Raw genomic sequence first — 25,107 nt, forward strand, 5'->3', positions numbered from 1 at the left:
TGACTCAGCTTTCGCCACCCGCGTTGCCGCTGGTTCCGGCGTTGACATCGTGAAGGCTGTACTTCGCGATGGCCTGCGCGGCCAGCGAGCGGTCGACGACGCCGTCCTCGGCGAGCGACTGCAGCGTGCGCACCACGATCGACGGGCCGTCGATCTTGAAGAAGCGACGTGCCGCGGCGCGGGTGTCGGAGAAACCGAAGCCATCGGCGCCGAGCGTCGCGAAACGCTGCGGGACCCACGGGCGGATCTGGTCCTGGACGGCGTGCATGAAGTCGCTCACCGCGATGACCGGACCCTCGGCGCCCTGCAGCTTCTGGGTGAGGTAGGCCGTGCGGGGCTCCTCCTCCGGGTGCAGGAAGTTGTGCTCGTCGGCGGCGAGGCCGTCGCGGCGCAGCTCGGTCCACGAGGTGACCGACCAAACATCGGCGATCACGCCCCAGTCGTTCTTCAGCAGTTCCTGCGCCTCGAGGGCCCAGGGGAGTCCGACGCCGGAGGCGAAGAGCTGGGCGCGGTGACCCTCGCCCTCGCCGACCGAGATGCGGTGGATGCCGCGCACGATGCCGTCGACGTCCACGTTCTCGGGCTCGGCGGGCATCACGATGGGCTCGTTGTAGAGCGTGATGTAGTACATCACGTTCGGGTCCTCGTGTTCGCCGCCGTACATGCGCTCGATACCCGACCGCACGATGTGCGCGATCTCGTAGCCGTACGCGGGGTCGTACGAGATCGTCGCGGGGTTGGTCGCGGCCAACAGGTGCGAATGCCCGTCGGCGTGCTGCAGGCCCTCACCCGTCAGGGTGGTGCGACCGGCGGTGGCGCCCATGATGAAACCGCGCGCCATCTGGTCGCCCGCCGCCCACTGGGCGTCGCCCGTGCGCTGGAAGCCGAACATCGAGTAGAAGAGGTAGATCGGGATCAGCGGTTCGCCGTGCGTGGCGTACGACGTGCCGGCAGCGGTGAACGCCGCGAGGGCGCCCGCCTCGTTGATGCCGACGTGCACGATCTGGCCCTGCGGGCTCTCCTTGTAGGCGAGGAGGAGCTCGCGGTCGACCGAGGTGTAGTGCTGGCCGTTCGGGTTGTAGATCTTCGCCGTCGGGAAGTACGCGTCCATACCGAAGGTGCGTGCCTCGTCGGGGATGATCGGCACGATGCGGTGGCCGAAGTCCTTCGAGCGCAGCAGGTCCTTCAGCAGTCGGACGAACGCCATCGTCGTGGCGATCTCCTGCGTGCCGGAGCCCTTCTTCGGGAGCGCGTAGGCGGTGTCGTCGGGCAGCGAGAGACCGACGTGCGTCGAACGACGCTCGGGCAGGAAGCCGCCGAGGTTGTTGCGGCGCTCCAGCATGTACTGGATGGTCTCGTCCTGGGGGCCCGGGTTGTAGTACGGGGGCAGGTACGGGTTCTCCTCGAGCTGCGCGTCCGTGATCGGGATGTGCATGGCGTCGCGGAACGTCTTGAGGTTGTCCAGCGTCATCTTCTTCATCTGGTGGGTCGCGTTGCGCCCCTCGAAGTGCGGACCGAGGCCGTAGCCCTTGACGGTCTTCGCGAGGATGACGGTGGGCTTGCCCTTGTGCTCGGTCGCGGCCTTGAACGCGGCGTAGACCTTACGGTAGTCGTGGCCACCGCGCTTGAGGTTCCAGATGTCGTCGTCGGAGTAGTTCTCGACGAGGGCGGCGGCGCGCTCGTCGCGTCCGAAGAAGTGCTCGCGGATGTATCCGCCGGACTCGGCCTTGAACGTCTGGAAGTCGCCGTCGGGCGTGACGTTCATGAGGTTGAGCAGCGCACCCTCGGTGTCGCGGGCGAGGAGGTCGTCCCACTCACGGCCCCAGACGACCTTGATGACGTTCCAGCCGGCGCCGCGGAAGAACGACTCGAGCTCCTGAACGATCTTGCCGTTGCCGCGCACCGGGCCGTCGAGACGCTGGAGGTTGCAGTTGACGACGAAGGTCAGGTTGTCGAGTCCCTCGTTCGCCGCGACCTGGAGCTGTCCGCGGCTCTCGACCTCGTCCATCTCGCCGTCGCCGAGGAAGGCCCAGACGTGCGACTGCGAGGTGTCCTTGATGCCGCGGTTCTCGAGGTACTTGTTCGACATCGCCTGGTAGATCGCGTTGATCGGGCCGAGGCCCATCGACACGGTCGGGAACTGCCAGTACTCCGGCATCAGGCGCGGGTGCGGGTAGGAGGGCAGGCCGTGCGGGGCGTGCGACTTCTCCTGGCGGAAGCCGTCGAGCTGGTCCTCGCTCAGTCGGCCCTCGAGGAAGGAGCGGGCGTAGGTGCCGGGCGAGGCGTGGCCCTGGATGAAGATCTGGTCGGCGCCGCCGGGGTTGTCGGCGCCCTTGAAGAAGTGGTTGAAGCCCACCTCGTAGAGCGCGGCCGACGACGCGTAGGTCGAGATGTGCCCGCCGACGCTGATGCCGGGGCGCTGGGCGCGGTGCACCGTGATGGCGGCGTTCCAGCGGATCCACGCGCGGTAGCGGCGCTCCACCTCTTCGTCACCGGGGAACTCGGGCTCGTTCTCGGGTGCGATCGTGTTGATGTAGTCGGTGGTCGGAACCATCGGCACGCCCAGGTGCAGCTCCTTCGAGCGCTTCAGCAGGCTGAGCATGATCTCGCGCCCACGGCCGTGGCCCTTGGCATCGACGAGCTCATCGAGCGACTGCTGCCACTCACCCGTCTCTTCCGGGTCGCTGTCGAGAGAGTCCTGAGAGTACGGATCCTGGTCGTGGACGGTCACGGGGAGCCTTTCGTCAAGCTGGCAGGTCATGCCAAGGAAACGGGAAGCGACGCGGGCAGCCTTGTCGGCTGTGCACAACGCGCGCCGTCCTCAGCCTAGCCCTCTTCCACCATGCGGGTGCGCATCCGCATACGGATACACTGGACGCACCAGGGCCTTTAGCTCAGCTGGTAGAGCGCCACGTTTACACCGTGGATGTCGTCGGTTCGATCCCGGCAGGGCCCACCACTTCGCCGTCCACCCATTCGATGGTCGTCAGACCGTCGATGCGGAGCGTCCTTCGCCCCTCGCTGCGCAGGTATGTCAGCAGTGTGCGGCGGCATCCGCGGCAGAGCAGGATGACGCAGGCGCCGTCGATCTCGGCGACGGCATCCGCGATCACGGCCGCTCGCGCGCAGTGCCCGCAGGTGGCGCGCGCGCCGGTCATGTCCCTGCCGAAGATCTCGAGCAGATACCCGCCGGCGGCGTTGCCGTCGACGCGCCGGACGGTCCGGGGTTCGGGAGTGTGTTCCATCAGGCTCCTCCGAAGCGCTCGGTGCGGATGCGGTCGGGGGCGTGCCCCGCCAGGACGAGGAGATCGGCGACGGCCTCGACGAAACCGGTCGGGCCGCACACATAGACCGACGGTTCGAGCGATGAGGCGAACGTCGAAGCGACGATGGTCGCGGCATCCACCCGTCCGGCGGGTCGTGCGAAGCCGGGCGGGGCGACGCGCGAATAGGCCCAGTCGACGACGAGGCCGTTGCCGACGAGGCGGTCGATGTCGTCGAGGTAGAAGGCGTCCGACGCCGAGCGCACGGCGTACAGCAGCCGCATGGGCGCGCTGCTGCCGGAACGCTCGTGCGCACGGGCGATGGCGATGAGGGGAACGATGCCCGATCCGCCGGCGATCAGCTGAACGGGCTCGGGGCGATCGGGGGTCCAGACGAAGTAGCCGCCGATCGGTCCGCGGATCTCCAATTGATCGCCGGGCCGCACGTCTTCGACCAGGTAGGGGGAGACCTCGCCGTCGGGAACCTCGTCGACCGCGAGTTCGAGAACCTCGCCGGGGCCGGAGGAGGCGAGCGAGTACGACCGCACGGCCTGGTAGCCGTCCTCGGCCGTGAGGCGCACGTCCACGTGCTGCCCGGCGAGATTGCCCGGCCAGCCGTCGACCTGCAGTCCGAGGATGCGCCCGTGGCTGCCGGCGCTGCGTGTCGTGACGACGGTCGCCGGGCGCCACAGCGGTGCGGTCGTCACCAGTACCGTTCCTCCTTCCAGGGGTCGCCGTGCATGTTGTAGCCGTTCTGCTCCCAGAATCCCGGTGCATCGTGCTCGCGCAGGTTCAGCCCATGCACCCACTTCGCCGACTTCCAGAAGTAGAGGTGCGGAACGAGCAGGCGTGCGGGCCCGCCGTGTTCGGGGGCGAGGGGCTCGCCGTCGAACTCCAGCGCGATCCATGCGCGCCCTCCGACGAGGTCGTCGCGGGAGAGGTTGGTCGTGTACCCGCCGTAGGAGAAGACCTCGGCGAATGCCGCATCGTCGCCGACTGCGTCGAGGAGGCGTTCGACCGCGACGCCGCGCCACTGCGTGCCGAGCTTGGACCAGCGGGTCACGCAGTGGATGTCGGTGGTGATCGTCTCGATCGGGAGCGCGTGCAACTCCTCCCACGTCCAGGCGTGCCGAATCCCGTCGCGACCGACGACGACGAACTCCCAGGACTCGGTCGGGATCCGGGGCGTCGGTCCGGCCGACAGCACGGGGAAGTCCCCGGTCAGATACTGACCGGGAGGGAGCCGCTCATCGGACTCTCGTCTGCGCGCTCCGAATCCGCGGGAGATGACACTCATGCTCGCCTGCCTTCGCTCGTGTGGGGTCATTCAAGCGGATGGGCGACGGCCGCGCTACGACATCTGTCGAACGTCCGCGCATCGCCACGAGTGGCGAAGTCGATCCGACACTCCTGCGAAATCAATTATTTACTTGTCTACGTGTAAAACCTGCTAGCTTCACACGTAAATCAGTTGATAACTCAAGGAGCCACGTTGCTGCAGGATTCTGCTTCCTCTGCTGTCTCCGGATCGCGCGCGACGGCCCCGGCCACCGCCGAGCGGCTCGCGCGCGACAACATGGCGTTGGCGACGTTCCTCGCGCTGGAGAAGGCCCGTACGGCGGAGCACGTCGACCTCGACGACCTCATGTCGGCAGCTCGACTCGGGCTCGCCCGCGCCGCGATGACCTACGAACCCGAGCGCGGCATCCCCTTCGGCGCCTTCGCCCGCACGCAGATCACCTGGGCGATGCTCTCGGAGATGCGTCGCGCCGACCCCGCCGGGGAGCGCGGACGCGACAAGATCGAGCTCATCCGCGCCGCCGGCGACGCCGTGCTTGCTCGCACGGGTCGTGCCGGCACCCCCGCCGAGGTCGCGAAGGAAGCGGGCCTCGACATCGCGGCGGTCGCCGAGATGCTGCACCTGGATGCGATGGTGCGCACGGCCACGAGCTTCGAGGAGCACTTCGATCCCGAATCGGGCCGACAGGCGGTCGACCTCACGGACAGCATCGTGCTCCCCGAGTTCGCCGCGGAGCAGAACGAGACGCGTGACATGGTCGTGCGCGTGCTCGATGCGCTGCCGGACGCGATGCGCCGGGTGATCCGCGGGATCTACCTCGACGATCGCATGGTCAAGGACCTCGCCGACGAGATGGAGGTGAGCCACGCGTACGTGTCGAAGCTGCGCTCGCGCGGTCTCGCTCTCATGCGTGAGGCGATGGAGGCCTGGGAGCAGGGGACCGCCGGTGACCGCACCAGCCCCGCGAAGGCCGAGTTCTTCGGAGCGCTCTTCGGACCGGAGAAGCCCGCGAGCGCGCACCGCAGCGAGGACCTCCTTCCCGCGATCTGACTTTCCCGTCGGTCACCGGTTACGGACCGCGCGAGGTGTCGCGAATGTGGGATGTGCAGGTCCACGGATGGACCCGCTTCCAGTCCCATAACCACGGAGGATACTCATGGGTCTTCAGATCGCAACCAACGTCAGCGCGCTCAACTCGTACCGCAACCTGTCGAGCAACCAGAACGACGTCTCGAAGTCGCTCGAGAAGCTCTCGAGCGGCCTGCGCATCAACCGCGCGGCAGACGACGCCGCCGGCCTCGCCATCTCCGAGGGCCTGCGCTCGCAGGTCAACGGCCTGAACGTCGCAGCCCGCAACGCTCAGGACGGCATCTCGGTCATCCAGACCGCAGAAGGCCAGCTCACCGAGGTCCACTCCATCCTGCAGCGCGTGCGCGACCTCGCGGTGCAGGCCGGTAACGACTCGAACAACGCGGACTCGCGCAAGGCGATCACCACCGAGGTGACGCAGCTCGTGGACGAACTCGACCGCATCGCCGAGAGCGCCAACTTCAACGGCATCCAGCTGCTCGACGGCACCGCCGGCGCGGCGGGCAACGGTGTGCTGAGCTTCCAGGTCGGCGCCGACGGTTCCGCCTCGAGCCAGATCACCGTGAACCTCGGCACGGCGAACATCGCCACGCTGGCGGCAGACCTGCGCGACGACATCCTCACCACTGCGGATGGCTTCGCCAACCCGACCGTCGCCGCCACAACGATCGACACGGTCGATGCCGCGATCAAGAGCGTCTCGTCGGCCCGCGCCGACCTCGGTGCGGTGCAGAACCGCTTCGAGTCGACGATCAACTCGCTGCAGGTCTCGGCCGAGAACCTCTCGGCGGCCAAGAGCCGCATCGCCGACACCGACATGGCGGCCGAGATGGTCAAGTACACGGCTGCGAACATCCTGCAGCAGGCGGGCACCGCGATGCTCGCGCAGGCGAACCAGTCCGGCCAGGGCGTTCTCCAGCTGCTCCGTTGAGCCGCCGCGCCTGAGGCGCACCGGGCGCCCGGGCGGGGGACACTCCGCCCGGGCGCCTTCCCCTAAGACCTGCGACACGCCCCGAGGGAAGGCATCCGAGGATGAAACTGGACGGATTGGTCTCCGGACTGAAGACCGGCGAGCTCATCGACGCGCTCATGGACGTGTCGGCGATCCCGAAGAAGCTGATCACCACCAAGATCACCGACCGCACCTCGATCATCACGAACCTGCAGTCGTTGAACACCTCGCTGCAGGCGCTGGTCGAGAAGGCCAAGACCGCGGCGTCCGCCACCTCGCTGGCCGCCTTCACCGCCACGTCGTCGTCCGAGAGCGTCACCGTGAACGCGGGGCCGAAGGCGAGCGCATTCTCGACGAGCATCGTCGTCGACGCCGTCGCCACCGCGCACTCGGTCGTCACCGCGGCCGGGGGCGCGAGCTCCTGGGGAGGAGCGTTCACGCTGGTGGCCGCCGACGGCACCCGCACCGAGATCGCGCCCGCCGGTGCATCGCCCCACGATCTCGCCAAAGCCATCAACGCCGCGAAGGCGGGGGTGACGGCGACCGTCGTGCCCGCCGGGACGGATGCCGACGGCGCCCCGCTCTCGCGCATCCAACTGAACGCCGCAGAGACCGGTGCCGAGAACACCTTCACGCTGCACCGCGGCAACGGCGACGATCTCGACGCGGGCACCGCGATCGACCTCGGCACGGAGCCGGGGGCCGCCGTGCTGACGGCCGGTGCCGACGCCCGCATCCGCCTCTTCGCGGGGACCTCGGCCGAGCAGGTGCTGACGAGCGCGAGCAACACGATCACCGTCGGCGACGACGTCACCGTCACGGTCACGAAGCCCAGCGCCGACCCGGTCACGGTCACCGTCGCCCTCGATGCGAAGGCGCAGACGGCCACGGCCGAGGCGTTCATCAAGGAGATCGCCGGTCTCCTCACCCGCATCGACAACGGTTCGAAGGCCACGGTCGGCGCGGTGGGGGAGAAGACCACCCTCGGCGTGTTCACCGGCGACAGCACCGTGCGCAACCTCCGCACAGCCCTGGCCAACGCCGTGCAGCATCCGATCGACGGGGTCTCGCCCTCGAGCATCGGCATCTCGATCAACGAGAAGGGCGTGCTGTCGTTCGACGCCGAGAAGTTCGCCCAGGCACTCGCCGACGATCCCGAGAAGACCCAGGAGCTGTTCTCGGGCGTCGCCGGTCGCCTCGAGGGCGTGGCCGACACCTACTCCGACAAGTACGACGGTCTGCTCACGCAGCGCATCACCGGGCAGGAGTCCGAGGTCAAGACCCTCAAGACGCAGGTCGAGCGGTGGGACGTCCGTCTCGAGCAGCGTCGGGCGACCCTGGAGCGCACGTACTCGCAGCTCGAGGTGCAGCTGTCGAAGCTCGAATCCCAGTCGTCGTGGCTCACCGGGCAGCTCGCCGCCCTCACCGCCACCAAGTCCTGATCGCCGAGGAGAGACAAGCGATGCCCCTGACATCCCTGGAACGCGCCAAGCAGCAGTACCTCGAGCAGCAGGTCGCCTCGGCCTCGCCCGAGCGTCTGCTCACCCTGCTGTACGACCGCCTGCTCGTCGACATCGATCGAGCCGGGGCCGCGCAGGATGCCGAGGACTGGGCGGCCGCGGGCACCCACCTCACCCACGCCCAGCAGATCGTCGCCGAGCTGAGCGGGTCGCTCACCGACGCCTGGGACGGCGCGGCCGACCTGCGCGCGGTGTACACCTACGTCAGCGGGCGCCTGATCACCGCGAACATCGGCCGCGATCGGCTGGCCACTGCGGAGTGCCGCGAACTCGTCGCGCCGCTCCGCGAAGCGTGGCACCAGGCCGCAGCGGTGACCTCGGCCGCGGCTCCCGCCCCGGCATCCGCGCTGGGCTGAGCCGCATGACCGACAACCTCGCGTCGTGGCTGGCCGTGCTCGATACGTTCGAGCGGGCGCTCGATGCCGCCGACGACCAGCTCGACCCGACCTTCGAGCCGCCTCCCGGACCCGTGCCCGAAGAGCTGCGCGAACGCGCGGAGGCGGTGCTGGCGCGTCAGCAGATGATGATCCGCGGACTCACCGCCTCGCGGGCGAACGTGGCGCGTGAACTCGCCGCGCTCCGTCGGGTGCCGACGGGGTCGCCCGACGCTCCCGCGTACCTCGACGTCGAAGGATGAGCGGCGGCGGTTACGCCGGCACCGCACTGTCGCGATAGTCGGCCACGAGCACGGATCGCTCGACGCAGGCCACGGATCGGCTTCTCCACCACACATCCGGGGTGCCGCCGTGCTCGAATCCGTAACATCCTCCGCGCTGATCAGCGCGCTCGACGGTCTGGCCCTGCGCCAGCGTTCCATCGCCGAGAACATCGCGAACGTCAACACGCCCGGCTACCAGGCGAAGCGGGTGCAGTTCGAGGACGAGCTGCGTCGCGCGGTCGACGGCGGATCGGGGTCGGTCGCCGCGACCGTCGAGCGCTCGCTCGAGCCCACCCGCCTGAACGGCAACAATGTGAACCTCGACACCGAGACGCTGTCGAACATCGACACCGTGCTCCGGTTCCAGTTCGCCAGCCAGGCGATCGGCGGCCAGGCGGCCTCGATCACCAAGGCGATCGGCCAGGCATCCGCATGACCTTCGACGCGATCGGCATCGCCGGCACCGGACTGAACGTGCACCGCAAATGGCTCGACGCGCTCAGCGACAACATCGCGAACGTCAACACCGCCACACCGGCCGGTGAAGAGGCGTTCCGGGAGAAGTTCGTCACGGTGCAGGCGGGTACCGAGAGCCCGGGCGTCTTCGTCGCCGGGGTCGTCGAATCGGAGGCCGAGGCGAAGCTCGTCTACGACCCCGAGCATCCGTATGCGAACGAGGACGGGTACGTCCAGTACCCGAACGTCGAACTCGGCGACCAGATGAGCATGCTGATCCTCGCCCAGCGCGGCTACGAGGCGAACGCCGCCGTCGTCGACCGCGCCAAGACCACCTACGAGGCCGCCCTGCAGATCGGACGCAACTGATGTCGACCCCCATCGACGCGATCTCCGCCGCCGGCGTCAGTCCGATGTCGGCCCTCAGCTTCGAATCCGGTGCCGACGGCACCGGATCGTCCGCCTCGGCGGGCGCCTTCGCGACCTCGATGTCCGGCGCGATCGAGAACCTGCAGCAGTTGCAGTCGACCTCGAACGAGCTCGCCGTGCAGGCCGTCACCGGTGACCTGCAGGACATCCACCAGGCCATGATCGCCTCCGCCCGCGCCGGCGTGACGCTCGACCTCGTGGTCGCGATCCGTGACCGCAGCGTCTCGGCGTTCAACGAGATCATGCGGATGCAGGCCTGATCATGCCGAAGGTGATCACGAACTCCTTCGAACGCGTGAAGCTGATCGTCTCGGGCTTCAGCGTCGCTCAGCGCACGATCGCGATCATCGGCGTCGCGCTGCTGGTGATGGGGGCCGTCGCACTCGGGGCCTGGCTCACCAAGCCGCAGATGAGCCCGCTCTTCACCGGACTCAGCGCCGGCGACGCCTCGGCGGTCGTCGACCAGCTCAAGTCGGCGGGGGTCGGCTACGAGCTCGCCGAGGGCGGCGCCACGATCCTCGTGCCCGACGACCAGGTCTACGCGCAGCGGCTGGCGGCAGCATCCGCGGGGCTCCCCGGTGACACGAGCGAGGGATACACCCTGCTCGACAAGATGGGCGTCACCGCGAGCGAGTTCCAGCAGTCGGTCACCTACAAGCGCGCGATCGAGGGCGAGCTCGCGAGCACGATCGGCGCGATGGACGGCATCAGCACGGCGTCGGTGCAGCTGGCCATCCCCGAGGAGAGCGTGTTCGTCTCGGAGCAGCAGACCCCCACCGCATCGGTGTTCGTGAAGACCCGCAACGGGTCGACGCTCAGCGACGAGAAGATCGAGGCGATCATCCACCTCACGAGCGCGTCGGTTCCGGGCATGACGCCGGAGGACGTCGCGGTCACCGACCAGAACGGCACGGTGCTCTCGGCCGTCGGCTCGGGCGTGGCCGGAAACTCGTCGAAGCAGGCGACCGAGCACGAAGCCCGGGTGGCCGCGTCGGTGAACCGGATGCTGGAGACGATCGTCGGACCGGGGAACGCGACCGTGACGGTGTCGGCGGACGTCGCGAACTCGACCTCCGAGCGGATGGACGAGACCTACTCGGCCCCCGAGGGCGACCTGAGCGCCTCGGAGCAGACGAAGACCGAGACCTACACCGGCGGGCAGGGCGGGGGCACCGGTGTGCTCGGCCCCGACAACATCGCGGTGCCCAACGGTGCGGACGGCGACGGCGCGTACGAGTTCGAGGAGACCTCGCGCAACAACGCCGTCAACAAGTCGACCGAGAAGACGATCACCCCCGCCGGCGAGGTGACCCGGCAGACCGTGAGCATCGCGCTCAACCGCGGCACTGTGACGGGCGTGACCGCCGCGCAGATCGAGACCCTCGTCGCCTCGGCCGCCGGCATCGATGTCGAGCGCGGCGACACGATCGCCGTCGAGTTCGTGGAGTTCGCCGGCGCCGGCGCGAACGCCGCGCAGACCGCACTGGCGGCCGCCGAGGCCGAGCAGGCCGCGCAGTTCCAGCAGGAGCTCGTGCGGTCGGCGATCATCGGCGGCTCGATCCTGCTCGCCGTGATCATCCTCGTCGTCTTCCTGTCGATCCGCCTGCGCATGAAGCGTCGCATCGCCTACACCGACGAGGGCCCGATCGAGTACCTCGCGACCCTGACCGAGAGCGAGGAGCAGAAGCTCAAGTCGCTCAAGGGCCTGCAGGACCGCGAAGCCCTGACGGCACCGCTGCTGCCGCAGGTCTCACCGACCCTCCTCGACGTCGAGGAGGAGCCCGAGCGGGAGCAGATCCTCGTCGAGCGTCGTCGCCGTGAGATCGACGACATCGCCCGCCGCGAACCCCAAACCACCGCGACCGCGCTGGCGAGCCTGATGGACGAGTCGACCGTATGAGCATGCAGATCGAATCCCCGGATGCCCCGACCGAGCAGATCACGGAGGCCGTCGTCGCCGCGTCCGGTCAGGCGATCGCTCCGATGAGCGGGCTGCGGCAGGCGGCCATCGTGCTCCTGAACATGGACCGGGAGGCGAGCGCCGAGGTGCTCCGTCTGCTCGGCGAGGACCGGTCGGAGCTGCTCGCCGCGGAGCTCACGCAGCTCGGCGGCGTCGATCTCGCCGCCACGGCCCGCGCTCTTGCCGCTTTCACCCGCATCGCGACGGGCGGATCGGTGCCCTCCCGTGGCGGGCAGGAGCTCGCGACCGGACTGCTGGAGACCGCCTTCGGCCGGGAGAAGGCCGTCGGCATGGTCGGCAGGGTGATGTCGCAGGGCGCGGTGTCGTTCGACTTCCTGAACGCGGCCGATCCCGCCCAGCTCGCCACCATCCTCGAGGGAGAGCTGCCGACCACGGTCGCGGTCGTGCTCGCGAACCTGCGGGCGGATCGTGCCGCCGCCGTGCTCGCCGCCCTGCAGGATCCGCTGCGCACCGACGTCGCGCAGGCGATCGCCACGATGGGCACCGCCACGCAGGAGGCCATCTCGATCGTCGCCGACTCCCTGCGCTCGCGCACCGGGGTCTTCGCGATGCGCGACAATCACGAGTCCATCGGCGGCGTGCAGCCCCTGGTCGAGATCATCAGCCGCTCAGACACCGCACTCGAGAAGTCGCTGCTGGCGAGCCTCGAGGGACGCGACCTCGCCCTGGCCGAGGACATCCGCAGCCGCATGGTGACGTTCGCCGACTTCACGCGTCTCGAGGACCGGGATGCGCAGCGCGTGCTGCGCGGGATCGACCTGCGGGTCCTGGCTCTCGCTCTCAAGGGGGCGGACGAGCAGATCGCTCTCAAGGTCACGAGCAACATGACCGAGCGGAACAAGGAGAACCTCGCCGAGGAGGCGCGGGTGCTCGGATCGGTGCGCGTGCGTCAGGTCGACGAGGCGCGGGCCGAGGTCGTGCGCATCATCCGCGAGCTCGAGGCGGCGGAGGAGATCACGATCTCCCGCGAGGACGAGGACGAGCTGATCGAATGACGCTCTCCGACACCGCCTTCACCCCGCTCGTCGTGCCGCGCGTGGGGGAGACCCCGACCGACGTGCGCGACGAGGCCGCTCGGGCGCGCACGCGCGGCTATGCGGAAGGGTTCGCGGAGGGGCGCCGGATCGCGCTCGACGAGGCGCGGGCGCAGCGGGCCGCCGAGGCCGAGCGGCTCCAGCAGGAGCGCGATGCGCAGGCGGTGCGGTACGAGAGCGCCCTGACCGCACTCGACGATGCGCGATCGGCGGTGGCGGATCGCGTCCGCACGACAAGCGCTCTCTCGGCGGACCGAATCGAGGAGCTCGCGGTGGAGCTCGCGGCCGCGATCCTCGGCGCGGAGTTGTCGGACCCGGCGCGCTCGGCCGCGCACGCGCTCCGCCGGGCTCTCGCCGAGATGCCCGTGGACCGGTGGACGCGCGTCGCCGTGCATCCACGGGACGGCGAGATCCTGCGTGCGGATGCGGATGCCGTGGCCGCGTTGCACGGCGTCGAGATGATCGACGATGCATCCGTATCGCCCGGTGGCGCCATCGTGCAGATCGCCGATGGCGCGGTCGACGTGCGCGTCGCGGAGGCACTGCGTCGGGCGAGCGATGCCCTGAGCGGCGGAGACCGCGATGCCGATGTCGATCGCGAGGCCATCGCATGAGTGCGCGCACGGCGTCGTGGGAGCGCGTGCTCCACGCCGCGCGCCCCGAGCGTTCGGGCACGGTGAAGTCCGTGCTCGGCCTCGGAGCGGAGGTCGTGGGCATCGATGCCGCGGTCGGCGACCGCGTGCGGATCGACGTGGCGGACGGACGCCGCGTGGATGCCGAGGTCGTCGCGGTCGATGGCGGATCGGCGCGGTGCATGCCGCTCGGACCGCTGGACGGGATCACCGCGCGGGCCCGCGTGCTGCACACCGGCGAGCGCCTGCGCGTGCCGACCGGTCGCTCACTGCTCGGTCGGGTGCTCGACGGTCTCGGCCGCCCGATCGACGGGAAGGGCCCGCTCGGCCGCGACACCGCGTTCGTCCCCCTCGATCACGAGGCTCCGAGCATCCTGAACCGTCAGCGGATCGACCGCCAACTCGGACTGGGCGTCCGCGTGCTCGACACGCTGACCCCGGTCGGCACGGGACAGCGCCTCGGTCTGTTCGCAGGATCGGGGGTGGGCAAGTCATCGCTGATGTCGATGATCGCCCGCGGCTCGACGGCCGACGTCACCGTGATCGCTCTGGTGGGCGAGCGCGGTCGAGAGGTGCGGGAGTTCCTCGAGGACGACCTCGGGCCCGAGGGCCTGGCGCGCTCGGTGGTGGTCGTCGCGACCTCCGACCAGCCGGCGATGGTGCGCATGCGCTCGGCGTTCGTCGCCACCCGCATCGCCGAGGGCTTCCGGGCGGAGGGGAACGACGTCGTGCTCATGATGGACTCCCTCACGCGTGTCGCGATGGCTCAGCGTGAGATCGGGCTGAGCGCAGGCGAGCCACCGGCGACCCGCGGATATCCACCGTCGACCTTCTCCGTTCTCGCCCGCCTGCTCGAACGCGCCGGCACGGGGCCGGTCGGATCCGTCACCGGCCTGTACACCGTGCTCGTCGACGGGGACGACCACAACGAGCCGATCGCCGACGCGGCCCGTGGCATCCTCGACGGGCACGTCGTGCTCGACCGCGCCCTCGCGGTGCGCGGCCACTTCCCGGCCGTCGACGCGCTGGGGTCGATCTCGCGCGTCGTCTCGAAGATCACGACCTCCGAGCAGCGAGCGCATGCGGTGGCGCTGCGCAGCGTGCTCGCCGCGCGTCGCAGCGCGAACGACCTCATCGACATCGGTGCGTACCGGCCAGGGGCGAATCCACTGGTCGATGCCGCCCTCGCGAACGAGCAGGCCATCGCCGCGTTCCTGACGCAGCGCATGGACGATCTGACCACAACCGAGGATTCCTGGCGGCTCCTCGCCGCCCTCACCACCGAGTTCGGAGGACTGACGCCATGACGTTCCCCCTCGCCGGCCTCCTGCGCGTGCGCGACGCGCAGGAGCGCGTCGCCGCGGAGCAGTTGTCCCGCACATCATCCGCCCGGCTGCAGGCCGAGACCGCCGAACAGGGAGCGGTCGTGAGTCTCGCCGAGATCAGCGCACAGGTCGACGACGCGCCGACCCTGCTCGCGATGGCCGCGGCTCGCGCCGCCGGCCGCAGTGCCCTGAGCGACGTGCAGGCGCTCACCGAGATGCGCCGTGCCGAGGAGGCGGAGGCGAAAGCGGCCCACGTCGAGGCCCGCCGGGAGCTCCGCGGCCTCGAACGCCTCGAGGACGCCCACCGGGTCGAGAGCGCCCGGATCGCGCAGCATGCGGAACAGACGGCTCTCGACGAGATCGCCGTCGTGCGCAGCCGGCGCGAGGAGCGCACCGCATGAGGGCGGGGATCGCCGCGGGAACGGCGTCGTCCGACCCGTTCGCCGCGCTCGTCGCCGGGGGCGCGGCCCCGACCGGACGCGGGATGCCCGCGGAGACGAGGTCGTTCGGGGCCGCGCTGGAACTCGCGGAACGGATGCTCGACGCCCCGACCGGCGCGGACGGATCGGTGCGCCTCGCGCCGACCGTGACGACGGAGCTCACGGAAGCTCCGAGTGACGGAGAGCACGCCACGGATGCGACGGAGTCGGCGCCGCGCGAGACATCGGTGAGTGCGGTCCCCGTCGACGCCGTCTCGATGATCAGCGCGATGGCCGCGGCTCCCGCTCCGACGCCGGCCCCGACCACGGTTCTCGCCGATGCGCCGACGGTCACGACGTTCGCCGCCGATGATGGATCGACGCCCGGAACGACGGAGACCGCTTCCGCCTCCCGCTCCGACGCGACGGCCGACGACGGGATCGATTCCACGCTCTTCGCGCCGCCGACGTCGGCGACCGGGGGAGAGGATGCCGATGCCCCGCTCGACCGCGCCGCAGCTCCCGCTCGCGCATCCGCGGCCCCGGACCCCACCGTTTCCGTGCCGTCGACGGGCCCGTCGTCCGCCGCTGGGCCGGTGCACGGTGCCCCGCCGGTCATGACTGCACCGACGACCCTCACTCCCGCGCCTGCCGCGACGCGAGTGGAGGCATCCGCTCCTCCCGCCGCTGCGCCATCCGCACCATCGTCGACCGGGGCATCCGGGGTCACGGCGGCTGCCGCACCTGCGCCCAGCACCGTCGCAGACCCCTCGGATCGGCCCGCCGGCCCCGCGGCCGCGACGCCGTCCGCCCCGGTCGTCGCACCTGCGGCGAGCGCGTCGGCACCCGCCGTCGCGGTCGTCTCGCCGCCGGAGCCCCCGGCATCCGCCCGATCCGTCGCCACCCAGGTGTCCCCGGTCGTCGTCAACATCGCCCAGCGCCCGGCCGGCAGCCACCAACTCACGATGACGGTGAGTCCCGACACCCTCGGCCCCGTGACCGTGCGGGCGCACATCGGCCAGAACGGGGACGTGCGCGTCGAACTCGTCGGAGCGACCGACGCCGGGCGCGAAGCGCTGCGCGCGATCGTCTCCGATCTGCGTCGCGACCTCGCCGCCGTGCTGCCCCACGCGAACCTCTCGCTGACCTCGTCATCCGCATCGTCGACGGATGCCGGAGGTTCCGATCGGTTCGCGCAGCCCGGAACCGATCCCGGCGCCGGGGGACAGGCGGGCGACAGGCGCGACAGCGGCCCCGTGGTCGCCCCGGGTCTTCGTGTCGATGCGCCCGATCGACGTTCCGTCCCGACTTCCGCCCTCGCCGTCGCCGGCGCGGGTCTCGACACCTTCGCCTGAGAGGACACCCCGTGACCGTCGACGCCGTGAGCGCACCCACCGCGATCCACACCGGAAGCACCACCGATCCCGCCGCCCGAAAGCAGGTGCTCGACGGCGAGGTCTTCCTCAAGCTGCTCGTCACCCAGCTCACCCACCAGGACCCCTCGAGTCCGATGGACACCAACGAGATGATCTCGCAGACCACGCAGCTCGCCATGATGGAGCAGCTCACGGCCCTCGCCGACAACGGCGCCGAGGCCTTCGCACTCGACATGCGCCAGGCCGCCGCCGCCCTCATCGGGCAGGAGGCGAGCTACGAGGACGCCGACGGCAAGGCCGTCACCGGCATCGTCACGAAGGTCTCGTTCGACGGCCCCGTGCCGCAGGTGACCATCGGCGACAAGACCATCGCACTCGACGCCATCACGGGCGTCGCCACCCCGACCGCACCGACCACCTGACACACAGGAAGAGAGAACACCATGCTCCGCTCGCTCTACTCCGGCATCTCCGGACTCCGCTCGCACCAGACCATGCTCGACGTGACCGGAAACAACATCGCCAACGTCAACACCGCGGGCTTCAAGGGCTCGTCCGTGGTCTTCCAGGACTCCCTCTCGCAGCTCATCGGCAACGCCGGCATCCCCGACGACCAGGTCGGCGGGCGCAACCCCGCCCAGGTCGGTCTCGGCGTGCAGGTCGCGGGCGTGCGCACCAACTTCGCCCAGGGTTCCGCACAGGCCACCGGACGCGGCGGCGACCTCATGATCTCGGGCGACGGCTTCTTCGCCGTTCGCGCGGGCGGCGAGACGCTGTACACCCGTGCGGGAGGATTCTCGTTCGACCCGACCGGCAAGATGGTCACCGCGGACGGGGCGATCGTGCAGGGCTGGTCGGCGCAGAACGGCGTCGTCAACACCGGCCAGGCCGTCGGCAACATCGTGCTGCCCCTCGATGCCGTCTCGCCCGCTCGGGCCACGACCGGAGCGACGGTCACCGGGAACCTGCCCTCGACCGCCGCCGCCGGTGACGAGGTCGTGCGCGACGTCACGGTCTTCGACGCCCAGGGCACGCCGACCACGCTGAGCCTCACGTTCACGCGCACGGCCGCGGGCTGGGACGTCTCCGAGCCCGTGAGCGGCGCGACGGGCGCCCTCGCGTTCACGGACGGCAAGCAGACGGGCCCGGGGCTCACCCTCACCGCGGGCGCGGTGACCGTCGACCTCACCGCGGTCACCGGGTACGCGAGCCTGTCGACGGTCGCCGTCACCGATCAGAACGGCGCAGCAGCCGGCACGCTCAAGTCGTACAGCATCACGGGCGACGGGTCGATCGTCGGTACGTTCAGCAACGGCGCGACCCAGACCCTCGGCAAGATCGCGATGGCGACCTTCGCCAACCCCGAGGGGCTCGAGAAGGCCGGCGGATCGTCGTACCGCCTGTCGGTCAACTCGGGCCCCGCGCAGATCGGCGAGGCGGGCCAGGCCGGATTCGGCAGCCTCGTCTCCGGCGCGCTCGAGATGAGCAATGTGGATCTCTCGCAGGAGTTCACGAATCTGATCGTCGCGCAGCGCGGCTTCCAGGCGAACGCCCGCATCATCACCACGAGCGACGAGGTGCTGCAGGAGCTCACCCAGCTCAAGCGCTGATCCCGCATCGCACGTGGCCCGCCCTGGTTACCCGGGGCGGGCCACGTCGCGATAGTCGGGGCTGAACCGCCTCTCACCCGACGCCCCTCGCCCGGAGACTCCTCGATGATCATCGTCACCCGCCTCGACCGCACACGGTTCGCGGTGAACCCCGATCTCATCGAGCGCGTGTACTCCTCGCCCGACACGACCCTGCACATGATCGACGGCGGGGTGTACGTGGTCGAGGAGAGCCTCGACACGGTCGTCGAGCTGATCGTCGCCTATCGTGCCCGCGTGCTCGACGCCGCCCAGGCGCTCGGCCGGAAGTCGGGGGACTGACGGTGGATCCCGCATTCCTCATCGGCGTCGTCCTCGCGTTCGGCGCTCTCGTCGCGATGATCACCATGGAGGGCGCGAGCTTCGAGGCGCTGCTCATCCCAGCACCGATGATCCTCGTGCTGGGCTCGACGATCGGCGTGGGCATCGCCAGCCACACGCTGCGCGACACGCGCCTGGCCGTGCAGAGCCTGGGCAGGATGGTGCGCGGGCCCCGCTCGACGCCCGAAGCCGTGATCCCGTTCCTCGTCGGCTACGCCGAGAAGGCCCGCGGCGACGGCCTGCTGGCCCTCGAGCAGGAGCTCGATTCGGCTCCCGACCAGTTCACCCGGCAGGCTCTCCAGGCACTCGCCGACGGGACGGATGCCGACGACCTGCGCCTCATGATGGACGACGAGATCACGGCGGCCTCGTCGCGGACGCGGATCGCCGCGAAGTTCTTCTCGTCGCTCGGCGGCTACGCGCCCACGATCGGCATCGTCGGCACGGTGGTGTCGCTGACCCACGTGCTCGAGAAGCTCGACGAGCCCGATCACCTGGGCCCGATGATCGCGGCGGCGTTCGTCGCGACGCTGTGGGGGCTCCTCTCGGCCAACTTCATCTGGAACCCGATCGCCGGGCGCCTGAACCGCATCGGGGCCGTCGAGCTCGAGCGCATGATGATCGTCAGCGAGGGGATGCTCGCCATCCAGGCGGGCAGCGCGCCGCATCTGCTGCAGGAGCGCCTCGAGGCGCTGTCGACCGTCAAGCCGAAGCGACGGGCTCCCAAGGAGACGAAGGGCGCGGAGGCGCAGGGCTCGGAGGAGGGCCTGTGAGCACGGCCCGCCGCGCGGGCGGGCGCGGCCACGAGGACGAATCGCACGACGAGCCGGACGAGCGCTGGGCCGTGTCCTACGCCGACATGGTCACGGTGCTGATGTGCCTGTTCATCGTGCTGTTCGCCGTCTCGAACGTCGACAAGACCAAGTTCGAGCTGCTGGCGAACAGCCTCGCGACCGGCTTCGGGCAGGAGGAGACGACCACCGGCGGTGCCGACATCTCCGAGGGGCTGGTGATCCCGCCGGAGATGCTCGACGAGGAGGGCGAGCCCGACCTCACCCAGCGCGCTGCGGCGGAGTACGAGTCGCTCGAGGAACTGCGGGAGCGCATGCGGGCATCGCTCGCCGCCCAGGGGCTGCAGGACACGGTCGAGTTCGTGATCGACGACCGGGGGCTCAAGGTCGGTCTGGTCGGCGCGGAGACGTTCTTCGGCGACAACAGCACGGATCTCTCGGCCAAGGCCGACGCCGTGCTCGACGCGATCGGCGACGTGCTGACGACCGTCGACAATCAGGTGAGCGTCGAGGGGCATGCCGATCGGCGTCTCTCGGCCGCGCCCTTCCCGACGAACTGGGAGCTGTCGGGAGGTCGCGCCACGCAGGTGGCGCGCTTCCTGGTCGAGCACGAACTCGTCGGCGGTGCGCGGGTGAAGGCGACCGCGTTCTCCGACACGCGTCCGCTCGTCGAGGGCGACAGCCCGGAGGCGCTCGCGAGCAACCGACGGGTCGACATCGTCGTCGAGTCCACCGAGGAAGACCAGGTGCGGGCGCTGCTCCCCGCACTCGCCGACGCGGCCGGGAAGGGCTGAGACGTGTCCACCATCTCCGAGGAGACCGCCATGACCGCGCACGCCGTGCCGGACGACCCCGCCGGGCGCTATCCGGCGTACGACTTCGGTCGCCCCGCGCAGCTCGGGCGCGACAGCATCCGCCGGCTGGAGGCGTCGTTCGAGTCCTTCGCCCGCCTGTGGTCGTCGCAGCTGACCGCGAAGATCCGCGTGCGCACGCACCTCACCCTCGACGACGTCGAACTCGTGTCGTACGAGGAGTACGCGCAGACGCTGCCGAGCACCACGGCCATGGTCGCCGGCGCCTTCGCCGATCGCGACGAGCCGTGCGTCGTGCAGTTCGGGCTCGACAGCGCACTGCTCTGGGTCGTGCAGATGATGGGAGGGCGCAGCACCTCCCTCCCGGATGCCCGCACGTTCACGCCGATCGAGCTCGCCCTGGTGCGCAACCTCATGGAGGGCACGTTCGAGCACCTGTCCGCGAGCCTCGGTCCGCTGCTCCCCGGCGAGCCCGTCTTCGGCGGTGTGCACTACAACCCGCAGTACCTCCAGGTCATCTCGGCGTCGGCCGCCGTGATCGTCGCCCGATACACGATGCGCCTGGGCGACACACGCACGGTCGCCTCGATCATGCTGCCGGCCTCCGCGGTCGTCGACCATCTCGCCGAGGCGGGGGCGGATGCCGCGGCGACGCGCGGCGCGGGTCATACGCGCGACCAGGTGCACAGCACTCCGCTCGAGATCACGCTGCGTCTCGCTCCGATCACGATCGGAGCGGGGGAGGTGCTCGACCTCGCCCCGGGCGATCTGCTGCGCCTGCCCCACCCCGAGACGATGCCCTACGAACTGATGGCGGGCGACACGGCAATCGCGCGCGCGACGCCCGGCAGCCGCGGATCGCGCCTCGCCTGCACGATCACGACCACCCACGAGGAGAACCACTGATGAGCACCTTCCACGAGACCGCCATCGCCGCGGCGATCGCCGGCAAGCTGCCGTTCGGCTTCCCCGTCATCCCGACGCCGTCGACCGACCCCGGCGCGGTGGGAGAGGCGATCGCCGTGACCTTCACCGGCACACCGGGGGCCCGGCTCGCCATCCAGGTCATCGATCCCGCGCAGCTGGAGGACGGATCGAAGAAGGCCGATCTCGCCGACCGGCTGCATCCGATCTTCGAGGCGGCGTCGATCGTGCTCGGGCCCGGGGCTCTCGGCTCCGGGGAGACCGTCGCGGCGACCGAGGTGTTCGCCGCTCCGGGCACGCAGGTGTTCGACCTGGTCGATTCGACCGGTGCGATCGCCGCGCGCGCCTCGGTGCGCATCGACGGCGACCGTACGGGCTCGGGCTCCACGGGACCGCAGCGCATCAATCGCATCGCCGGCGTCGAGATGGAGCTCGTGGTCGAGATCGGCCGCACGCGGATGCCGGTGCGCGACGTCCTCGCGCTCGAGCCGGGCAACGTGGTCGAGCTCGACCGTGCTGCGGGTTCTCCCGCCGACATCAAGCTCAACGGGCGTCTGATCGGTCATGGAACCGTGGTCGTGGCCGACGGCGACTTCGCGATCCGCGTCGAACGCATCCTCGACGGCGCCGAGAGCGTCTGAACATGGACGACGTCCTCGTCGCGCTGCGGATGATCGTGGCACTGGCCGCGGTGCTCGGGTTGCTGCTGTTCCTCAGCCGACGTCTGCAGAAGGCCGGTGCGAAGGGCGGAAGCCCGCTGGACGGACTCCTGCCGAAGAAGCTCGGGCGGCTGTCCGTGCTCCGTCCGCCGCGATCCTCGGCGTCGAAGTCCGCGCGGCCGCGTCCCGAGAAGATCACCGTCGTCGCCCGCACCGGGATCGGTGCCAAGGCCCAGCTGGTGGTGGCCGAGTTCGGGGGCATCCGCTACGTGCTCGGCGTCACCGAGGGCGGTGTGAGCGTGGTCGACACGCAGGAGGCTCCGGCCGAGATCGACGAGACGATCGACGACGAGACGATCGACGACGAGCGCGGCGACGACACGGAACGCCCGCCGCTCACCTCCGTCGCCTGATCGGCGTCCTCACCCCTTCGCGCGGTTACGCGGGAGAACCCCTGTCGCGATAGTCGCGTGTGAGCACGGATCGCTCGTCCCCCTGGCTACGGATCGGCCACGACACCCATCTTCGGAGTGCCGCCGTGCCCGCATCAGCCCTCGCCGCCGCGCCGATGGCGCACGCGCGGCGAGCCCGCGGTCGGATCGGGGTCCTCGCCGCCGTCGTCCTCGTGCTCGTGGCGGTGTTCGTGCTCTGGGGCGCCGCGGGCGCCCACGCCGCGGCATCCGTCGTCCCCGCGCAGTCGGGAGACGGCGAGGGAGTGACGATCAACGGCATCAACGGCACGCCGTCCGACAGCATCGTGACGCTGCTCGGCATCACGGTGCTCAGCGTGGCACCCGCGCTGCTGCTGATGATGTCGAGCTTCACGAAGATCTTCGTGGTGCTCGCCCTCACCCGCAACGCCCTGTCGCTGCCGTCGATCCCGCCGAACCAGGTGCTCGCCGGCCTCAGCCTCTTCCTGACCCTGTTCATCATGTGGCCGGTGCTAACCGACATCAACACGGTCGCCGTCGCCCCGTTCACCGAGGGGCAGATCGACTTCGGCCGGGCGTTCGAACTCGCCCAGGAACCGCTGCGGCAGTGGATGCTCGCCTACACGCGCGAAGAGGACATCGCGCTGATGCACCGCGCCGCGCAGATGGACAACCCCAGCGACCCGTCCAGCATCCCCCTGCAGACGCTCGTGCCCGCGTTCATGCTCAGCGAGCTGCGTGCGGCCTTCCTCATCGGCTTCATCATCTTCGTGCCGTTCCTCGTCATCGACCTCGTCGTCGCGAGCGCCCTGATGTCGATGGGCATGATGATGCTCCCGCCCGTCATGATCTCGCTGCCGTTCAAGATCCTGCTGTTCCTGCTCATCGACGGGTGGGGGATGGTCATCACCGCCCTCGTGCAGTCCTACGCCGGAGGTGGGGGATGAATCCCGAAGCGGTCATCGACATCGGCCAGGCGGCGCTCATCCTCGCGGCGAAGCTGTGCGCCCCGCTCCTGATCACGGCACTCGTGGTCGGCTTCGCGATCTCGCTGCTGCAGTCCATCACCCAGGTGCAGGAGATGACGATCTCCTTCGTGCCCAAGCTCGTGGCCGTCGGAATCGCGCTGCTGGTGAGCGGGCACTGGATGATCTCCGAGATGATCGCGTTCTCGAACGAACTGTTCGCACGCATACCGTCGCTGCTGAACGGCGGCTGATGTACATCCCGATCGATTTCACCTGGCTCGAGGCGACGGCTCTGGCCTGTGTGCGGATCACGGCGTTCCTCGTGATCGCGCCGCCGTTCAGTCACGGCACGGTGCCGATGCGCATTCGCGCGATGCTCGGCGTCGGGCTCGCGCTCGCGGTGTCACCGGTCGTCACAGCGGGTTACGAGCGTCTGGACACCGGAGGATTCCTGCTCGCACTGGTCGGGCAGGCCCTCACGGGCGCGCTTCTCGGCTTCCTCGTGATGGTGCTCTTCAGTGCGATCCAGAGCTCCGGCTACCTCGTCGACACCTTCGGCGGCTTCCAGCTCGCGCAGGCGTTCGACCCCGGCATGGCGGTGAACGGCGCCCAGTTCACCCGCCTGTTCCAGATGACCGCGATCGTGCTGCTGTTCGCCTCCGACGGCTACCAGCTCGTTCTCGGCGGACTCTTCCGCTCGTTCGACGCGGTGCCGGTCACGGGGATGATCGATCTCGCCCATCCCGCCGAAGCGCTCGTGGGAGCGGCGGGGCAGATGATGCTCAGCGCCGTGCAGATCGCCGGCCCCCTGCTGATCGTGCTCTTCCTCGCCGACGTCGGACTCGGCCTCGTGACCCGCGTCGCCCCGGCCCTCAACGCCTTCGCGATGGGCTTCCCGATCAAGATCGGGCTCACCCTCCTGCTCGTGGGCTTCGTGTACGCGGCGCTCCCCGGCGTGGTCGCGGCGATCGCCGACGACGCCGCCCGGCTGCTCCTGGAGGTGACCCGATGAGCGAGACCGATACCGGAGAACGCACCGAGAAGGCGACCGATCGTCGCCTGAAGGAGGCGCGGAAGAAGGGCCAGATCGGTCGCAGCCAGGACTTCACGGCCTGGGTCTGCATCGCAGCGGCGGCGATCATGTCGCTCCCGGCGATCGCCTCGGCGACCCAGGTGCTCACCGAGCTCTTCCTGCGGGTGGCGCCGGTGGCGGGTCATCCGACCGCCGACGCCGCGGTCGAGGTGCTGGGGGCGGCGTTGACGTCGATGGGCGGCATCCTGCTGCCGATGCTGGTCGTCGTGCTCCTCGCGACGACCGCGACCGCCGTCGCACAGGGCGGCATCCACCTGCGCGGTGTGACGATGCGCACCGAGCAGTTCAACCTCGTCACCGGGCTGAAGCGCGTCGTCGGACGGCAGGCGCTCTGGGAGGGTGCGAAGGCGCTGCTCAAGACGACGGCCATCGGTCTCGCGCTCTGGATCGTGGTGTCCGGCCTGGTCCCCGTGCTCATGGCCAGCGGCAGCCACAACATCACCTGGCTCCTCGAGCAGGCGGCCGGGGGAGTGATGGCCCTCCTGCAGGTCGCCGTCGTCGTCGGCATCCTGCTCGCCGCCATCGACGTCGCCGTCGTGCTGCGCCGCAACCGCAAGCACACGCACATGACGAAGAAGGAGGCGAAGGACGAGCACAAGAAGAGCGAGGGCGACCCGCTCGTGCGTTCTCAGCGGCGATCGCGCCAGATCGCCCTCAGTCGCAACCGCATGATCGCGGCGGTCGGCGACAGCGACGTCGTGCTCGTCAACCCCACCCACGTCGCCGTCGCGCTGCGGTACGAGCCCGGGAAGTCCGCCCCGCGCGTCGTCGCGAAGGGCGCCGGCATCGTGGCGCAGAAGATCCGCGAGCGGGCCGAGGAGTCGGGGGTGCCGCTGGTGCGTGACATCCCGCTCGCCCGCGCCCTGCATGCGGCCTGCGAGATCGGCCGCGAGATCCCCGAGGAGCTCTACACCGCGGTGGCCCAGGTGCTGGCGTTCATCGAGCACCTCAAGCGGCGCGGCTCGGCGCGCGGTACCCACACCATGCCGTTCGCGAGCACCCGCGACCGCGGGCTCTGACCCGAA

General features: G+C 69.9%; 30 protein-coding genes and 1 tRNA gene. 27 read left to right on the forward strand and 4 right to left on the reverse strand.

Going from position 1 to position 25,107, the window contains the following annotated elements; all coding sequences use genetic code 11:
- Window positions 1-4: 4 nt before the first annotated feature.
- Window positions 5-2,731 carry a pyruvate dehydrogenase (acetyl-transferring), homodimeric type gene (aceE, locus tag ACI2JZ_RS01405; RefSeq protein ID WP_247632086.1) on the reverse strand — a complete coding sequence of 909 codons (2,727 nt, stop codon included), beginning with the start codon at window positions 2,729-2,731 and terminating at the stop codon, window positions 5-7.
- A 152-nt stretch (window positions 2,732-2,883) separates the two neighbouring features.
- On the opposite strand from aceE, the gene ACI2JZ_RS01410 reads away from it, so the two are divergent.
- Window positions 2,884-2,959, forward strand: a tRNA-Val gene (locus tag ACI2JZ_RS01410).
- Here the strand turns inward: ACI2JZ_RS01410 and ACI2JZ_RS01415 are convergent.
- The 3 genes from ACI2JZ_RS01415 to ACI2JZ_RS01425 are packed head-to-tail and all read right to left on the reverse strand — an operon-like array spanning window position 2,916 to window position 4,560.
- Window positions 2,916-3,245 (reverse strand): DUF6510 family protein, encoded by a 330-nt coding sequence (locus ACI2JZ_RS01415; protein WP_404596768.1) that lies wholly within the window; start codon window positions 3,243-3,245, stop codon window positions 2,916-2,918. The genes ACI2JZ_RS01410 and ACI2JZ_RS01415 overlap by 44 nt on opposite strands.
- Window positions 3,245-3,970 carry an FAD-binding oxidoreductase gene (locus ACI2JZ_RS01420; RefSeq protein WP_336640234.1) on the reverse strand — a complete coding sequence of 242 codons (726 nt, stop codon included), beginning with the start codon at window positions 3,968-3,970 and terminating at the stop codon, window positions 3,245-3,247. Before ACI2JZ_RS01420 ends, ACI2JZ_RS01415 begins: the two co-directional genes overlap by 1 nt.
- The gene (locus tag ACI2JZ_RS01425) at window positions 3,967-4,560 is read right to left on the reverse strand and encodes a molybdopterin-dependent oxidoreductase (protein ID WP_404596294.1); all 594 of its coding nucleotides are present in this window, start codon (window positions 4,558-4,560) and stop codon (window positions 3,967-3,969) included. The genes ACI2JZ_RS01420 and ACI2JZ_RS01425 overlap by 4 nt, the downstream gene beginning before the upstream one ends.
- 195 nt (window positions 4,561-4,755) lie before the next feature.
- Here ACI2JZ_RS01425 and ACI2JZ_RS01430 point away from each other — a divergent pair, with 195 nt between their 5' ends.
- From ACI2JZ_RS01430 to ACI2JZ_RS01555, 26 genes are all read left to right on the forward strand, one after another.
- On the forward strand, window positions 4,756-5,613 hold the full coding sequence (locus tag ACI2JZ_RS01430; RefSeq protein WP_247956287.1) for a sigma-70 family RNA polymerase sigma factor: 858 nt from the start codon (window positions 4,756-4,758) through the stop codon (window positions 5,611-5,613).
- A 106-nt stretch (window positions 5,614-5,719) separates the two neighbouring features.
- Window positions 5,720-6,583, forward strand: coding sequence for a flagellin (locus ACI2JZ_RS01435; protein ID WP_336640236.1), 864 nt, complete (start codon window positions 5,720-5,722; stop codon window positions 6,581-6,583).
- 101 nt (window positions 6,584-6,684) lie between these two features.
- A complete protein-coding gene (gene fliD, locus ACI2JZ_RS01440) occupies window positions 6,685-8,046 on the forward strand; it encodes a flagellar filament capping protein FliD (RefSeq protein ID WP_336640237.1) in 1,362 nt (453 codons plus the stop codon).
- Window positions 8,047-8,066: 20 nt separating this feature from the next.
- Window positions 8,067-8,480: a flagellar export chaperone FliS gene (gene fliS, locus ACI2JZ_RS01445; protein ID WP_336640238.1), complete on the forward strand. Its 414-nt coding sequence runs from the start codon at window positions 8,067-8,069 to the stop codon at window positions 8,478-8,480.
- Window positions 8,481-8,485: 5 nt separating this feature from the next.
- Window positions 8,486-8,761: a hypothetical protein gene (locus ACI2JZ_RS01450; RefSeq protein WP_247622300.1), complete on the forward strand. Its 276-nt coding sequence runs from the start codon at window positions 8,486-8,488 to the stop codon at window positions 8,759-8,761.
- A gap of 109 nt (window positions 8,762-8,870) precedes the next feature.
- Window positions 8,871-9,218, forward strand: coding sequence for a flagellar basal body protein (locus ACI2JZ_RS01455; protein WP_247622301.1), 348 nt, complete (start codon window positions 8,871-8,873; stop codon window positions 9,216-9,218).
- Window positions 9,215-9,607 (forward strand): flagellar basal body rod protein FlgC, encoded by a 393-nt coding sequence (locus ACI2JZ_RS01460; protein WP_247622302.1) that lies wholly within the window; start codon window positions 9,215-9,217, stop codon window positions 9,605-9,607. The genes ACI2JZ_RS01455 and ACI2JZ_RS01460 overlap by 4 nt, the downstream gene beginning before the upstream one ends.
- Window positions 9,607-9,927 (forward strand): flagellar hook-basal body complex protein FliE, encoded by a 321-nt coding sequence (gene fliE, locus ACI2JZ_RS01465; protein ID WP_404596296.1) that lies wholly within the window; start codon window positions 9,607-9,609, stop codon window positions 9,925-9,927. The genes ACI2JZ_RS01460 and fliE overlap by 1 nt, the downstream gene beginning before the upstream one ends.
- A 2-nt stretch (window positions 9,928-9,929) precedes the next feature.
- Entirely contained in the window at window positions 9,930-11,567 is a 1,638-nt protein-coding gene (gene fliF / locus ACI2JZ_RS01470; RefSeq protein ID WP_404596297.1) for a flagellar basal-body MS-ring/collar protein FliF, read from the forward strand.
- Window positions 11,568-11,569: 2 nt separating this feature from the next.
- On the forward strand, window positions 11,570-12,643 hold the full coding sequence (locus ACI2JZ_RS01475) for a flagellar motor switch protein FliG (RefSeq protein ID WP_404596298.1): 1,074 nt from the start codon (window positions 11,570-11,572) through the stop codon (window positions 12,641-12,643).
- Window positions 12,640-13,296: a FliH/SctL family protein gene (locus ACI2JZ_RS01480; protein ID WP_404596299.1), complete on the forward strand. Its 657-nt coding sequence runs from the start codon at window positions 12,640-12,642 to the stop codon at window positions 13,294-13,296. Before ACI2JZ_RS01475 ends, ACI2JZ_RS01480 begins: the two co-directional genes overlap by 4 nt.
- Entirely contained in the window at window positions 13,293-14,621 is a 1,329-nt protein-coding gene (locus tag ACI2JZ_RS01485; protein ID WP_404596300.1) for a FliI/YscN family ATPase, read from the forward strand. Before ACI2JZ_RS01480 ends, ACI2JZ_RS01485 begins: the two co-directional genes overlap by 4 nt.
- The gene (locus ACI2JZ_RS01490; protein ID WP_247622307.1) at window positions 14,618-15,040 is read left to right on the forward strand and encodes a hypothetical protein; all 423 of its coding nucleotides are present in this window, start codon (window positions 14,618-14,620) and stop codon (window positions 15,038-15,040) included. Before ACI2JZ_RS01485 ends, ACI2JZ_RS01490 begins: the two co-directional genes overlap by 4 nt.
- On the forward strand, window positions 15,037-16,413 hold the full coding sequence (locus tag ACI2JZ_RS01495; protein ID WP_404596301.1) for a hypothetical protein: 1,377 nt from the start codon (window positions 15,037-15,039) through the stop codon (window positions 16,411-16,413). The genes ACI2JZ_RS01490 and ACI2JZ_RS01495 overlap by 4 nt, the downstream gene beginning before the upstream one ends.
- 11 nt (window positions 16,414-16,424) lie before the next feature.
- Window positions 16,425-16,856 (forward strand): flagellar hook capping FlgD N-terminal domain-containing protein, encoded by a 432-nt coding sequence (locus tag ACI2JZ_RS01500; protein ID WP_404596302.1) that lies wholly within the window; start codon window positions 16,425-16,427, stop codon window positions 16,854-16,856.
- A gap of 21 nt (window positions 16,857-16,877) precedes the next feature.
- Window positions 16,878-18,044: a flagellar hook protein FlgE gene (locus tag ACI2JZ_RS01505; protein ID WP_247622310.1), complete on the forward strand. Its 1,167-nt coding sequence runs from the start codon at window positions 16,878-16,880 to the stop codon at window positions 18,042-18,044.
- A gap of 105 nt (window positions 18,045-18,149) precedes the next feature.
- Window positions 18,150-18,365, forward strand: coding sequence for a flagellar FlbD family protein (locus ACI2JZ_RS01510; protein ID WP_247622311.1), 216 nt, complete (start codon window positions 18,150-18,152; stop codon window positions 18,363-18,365).
- A 2-nt stretch (window positions 18,366-18,367) separates the two neighbouring features.
- On the forward strand, window positions 18,368-19,177 hold the full coding sequence (locus ACI2JZ_RS01515; protein WP_404596303.1) for a motility protein A: 810 nt from the start codon (window positions 18,368-18,370) through the stop codon (window positions 19,175-19,177).
- Window positions 19,174-19,989: a flagellar motor protein MotB gene (locus tag ACI2JZ_RS01520; protein WP_247622313.1), complete on the forward strand. Its 816-nt coding sequence runs from the start codon at window positions 19,174-19,176 to the stop codon at window positions 19,987-19,989. The genes ACI2JZ_RS01515 and ACI2JZ_RS01520 overlap by 4 nt, the downstream gene beginning before the upstream one ends.
- 3 nt (window positions 19,990-19,992) lie before the next feature.
- Window positions 19,993-20,913 (forward strand): flagellar motor switch protein FliM, encoded by a 921-nt coding sequence (locus ACI2JZ_RS01525; RefSeq protein WP_336640247.1) that lies wholly within the window; start codon window positions 19,993-19,995, stop codon window positions 20,911-20,913.
- Window positions 20,913-21,572 (forward strand): FliM/FliN family flagellar motor switch protein, encoded by a 660-nt coding sequence (locus ACI2JZ_RS01530; protein ID WP_247622315.1) that lies wholly within the window; start codon window positions 20,913-20,915, stop codon window positions 21,570-21,572. The genes ACI2JZ_RS01525 and ACI2JZ_RS01530 overlap by 1 nt, the downstream gene beginning before the upstream one ends.
- Window positions 21,573-21,574: 2 nt before the next feature.
- Window positions 21,575-22,003, forward strand: a complete 429-nt coding sequence (locus ACI2JZ_RS01535) for a flagellar biosynthetic protein FliO (RefSeq protein WP_247622316.1) — start codon at window positions 21,575-21,577, stop codon at window positions 22,001-22,003.
- A gap of 155 nt (window positions 22,004-22,158) precedes the next feature.
- Window positions 22,159-22,968 (forward strand): flagellar type III secretion system pore protein FliP, encoded by an 810-nt coding sequence (fliP, locus tag ACI2JZ_RS01540; RefSeq protein ID WP_247624684.1) that lies wholly within the window; start codon window positions 22,159-22,161, stop codon window positions 22,966-22,968.
- Window positions 22,965-23,240: a flagellar biosynthesis protein FliQ gene (gene fliQ, locus ACI2JZ_RS01545; protein ID WP_247622317.1), complete on the forward strand. Its 276-nt coding sequence runs from the start codon at window positions 22,965-22,967 to the stop codon at window positions 23,238-23,240. Before fliP ends, fliQ begins: the two co-directional genes overlap by 4 nt.
- Window positions 23,240-24,001 carry a flagellar biosynthetic protein FliR gene (locus ACI2JZ_RS01550; RefSeq protein WP_404596304.1) on the forward strand — a complete coding sequence of 254 codons (762 nt, stop codon included), beginning with the start codon at window positions 23,240-23,242 and terminating at the stop codon, window positions 23,999-24,001. The genes fliQ and ACI2JZ_RS01550 overlap by 1 nt, the downstream gene beginning before the upstream one ends.
- On the forward strand, window positions 23,998-25,101 hold the full coding sequence (locus tag ACI2JZ_RS01555; RefSeq protein WP_336640250.1) for an EscU/YscU/HrcU family type III secretion system export apparatus switch protein: 1,104 nt from the start codon (window positions 23,998-24,000) through the stop codon (window positions 25,099-25,101). The genes ACI2JZ_RS01550 and ACI2JZ_RS01555 overlap by 4 nt, the downstream gene beginning before the upstream one ends.
- The last annotated feature ends 6 nt before the right edge of the window (window positions 25,102-25,107 follow it).

The sequence above is a fragment of the Microbacterium sp. NPDC087868 genome (assembly GCF_044900755.1).
GTDB lineage: Bacteria > Actinomycetota > Actinomycetes > Actinomycetales > Microbacteriaceae > Microbacterium > Microbacterium galbinum.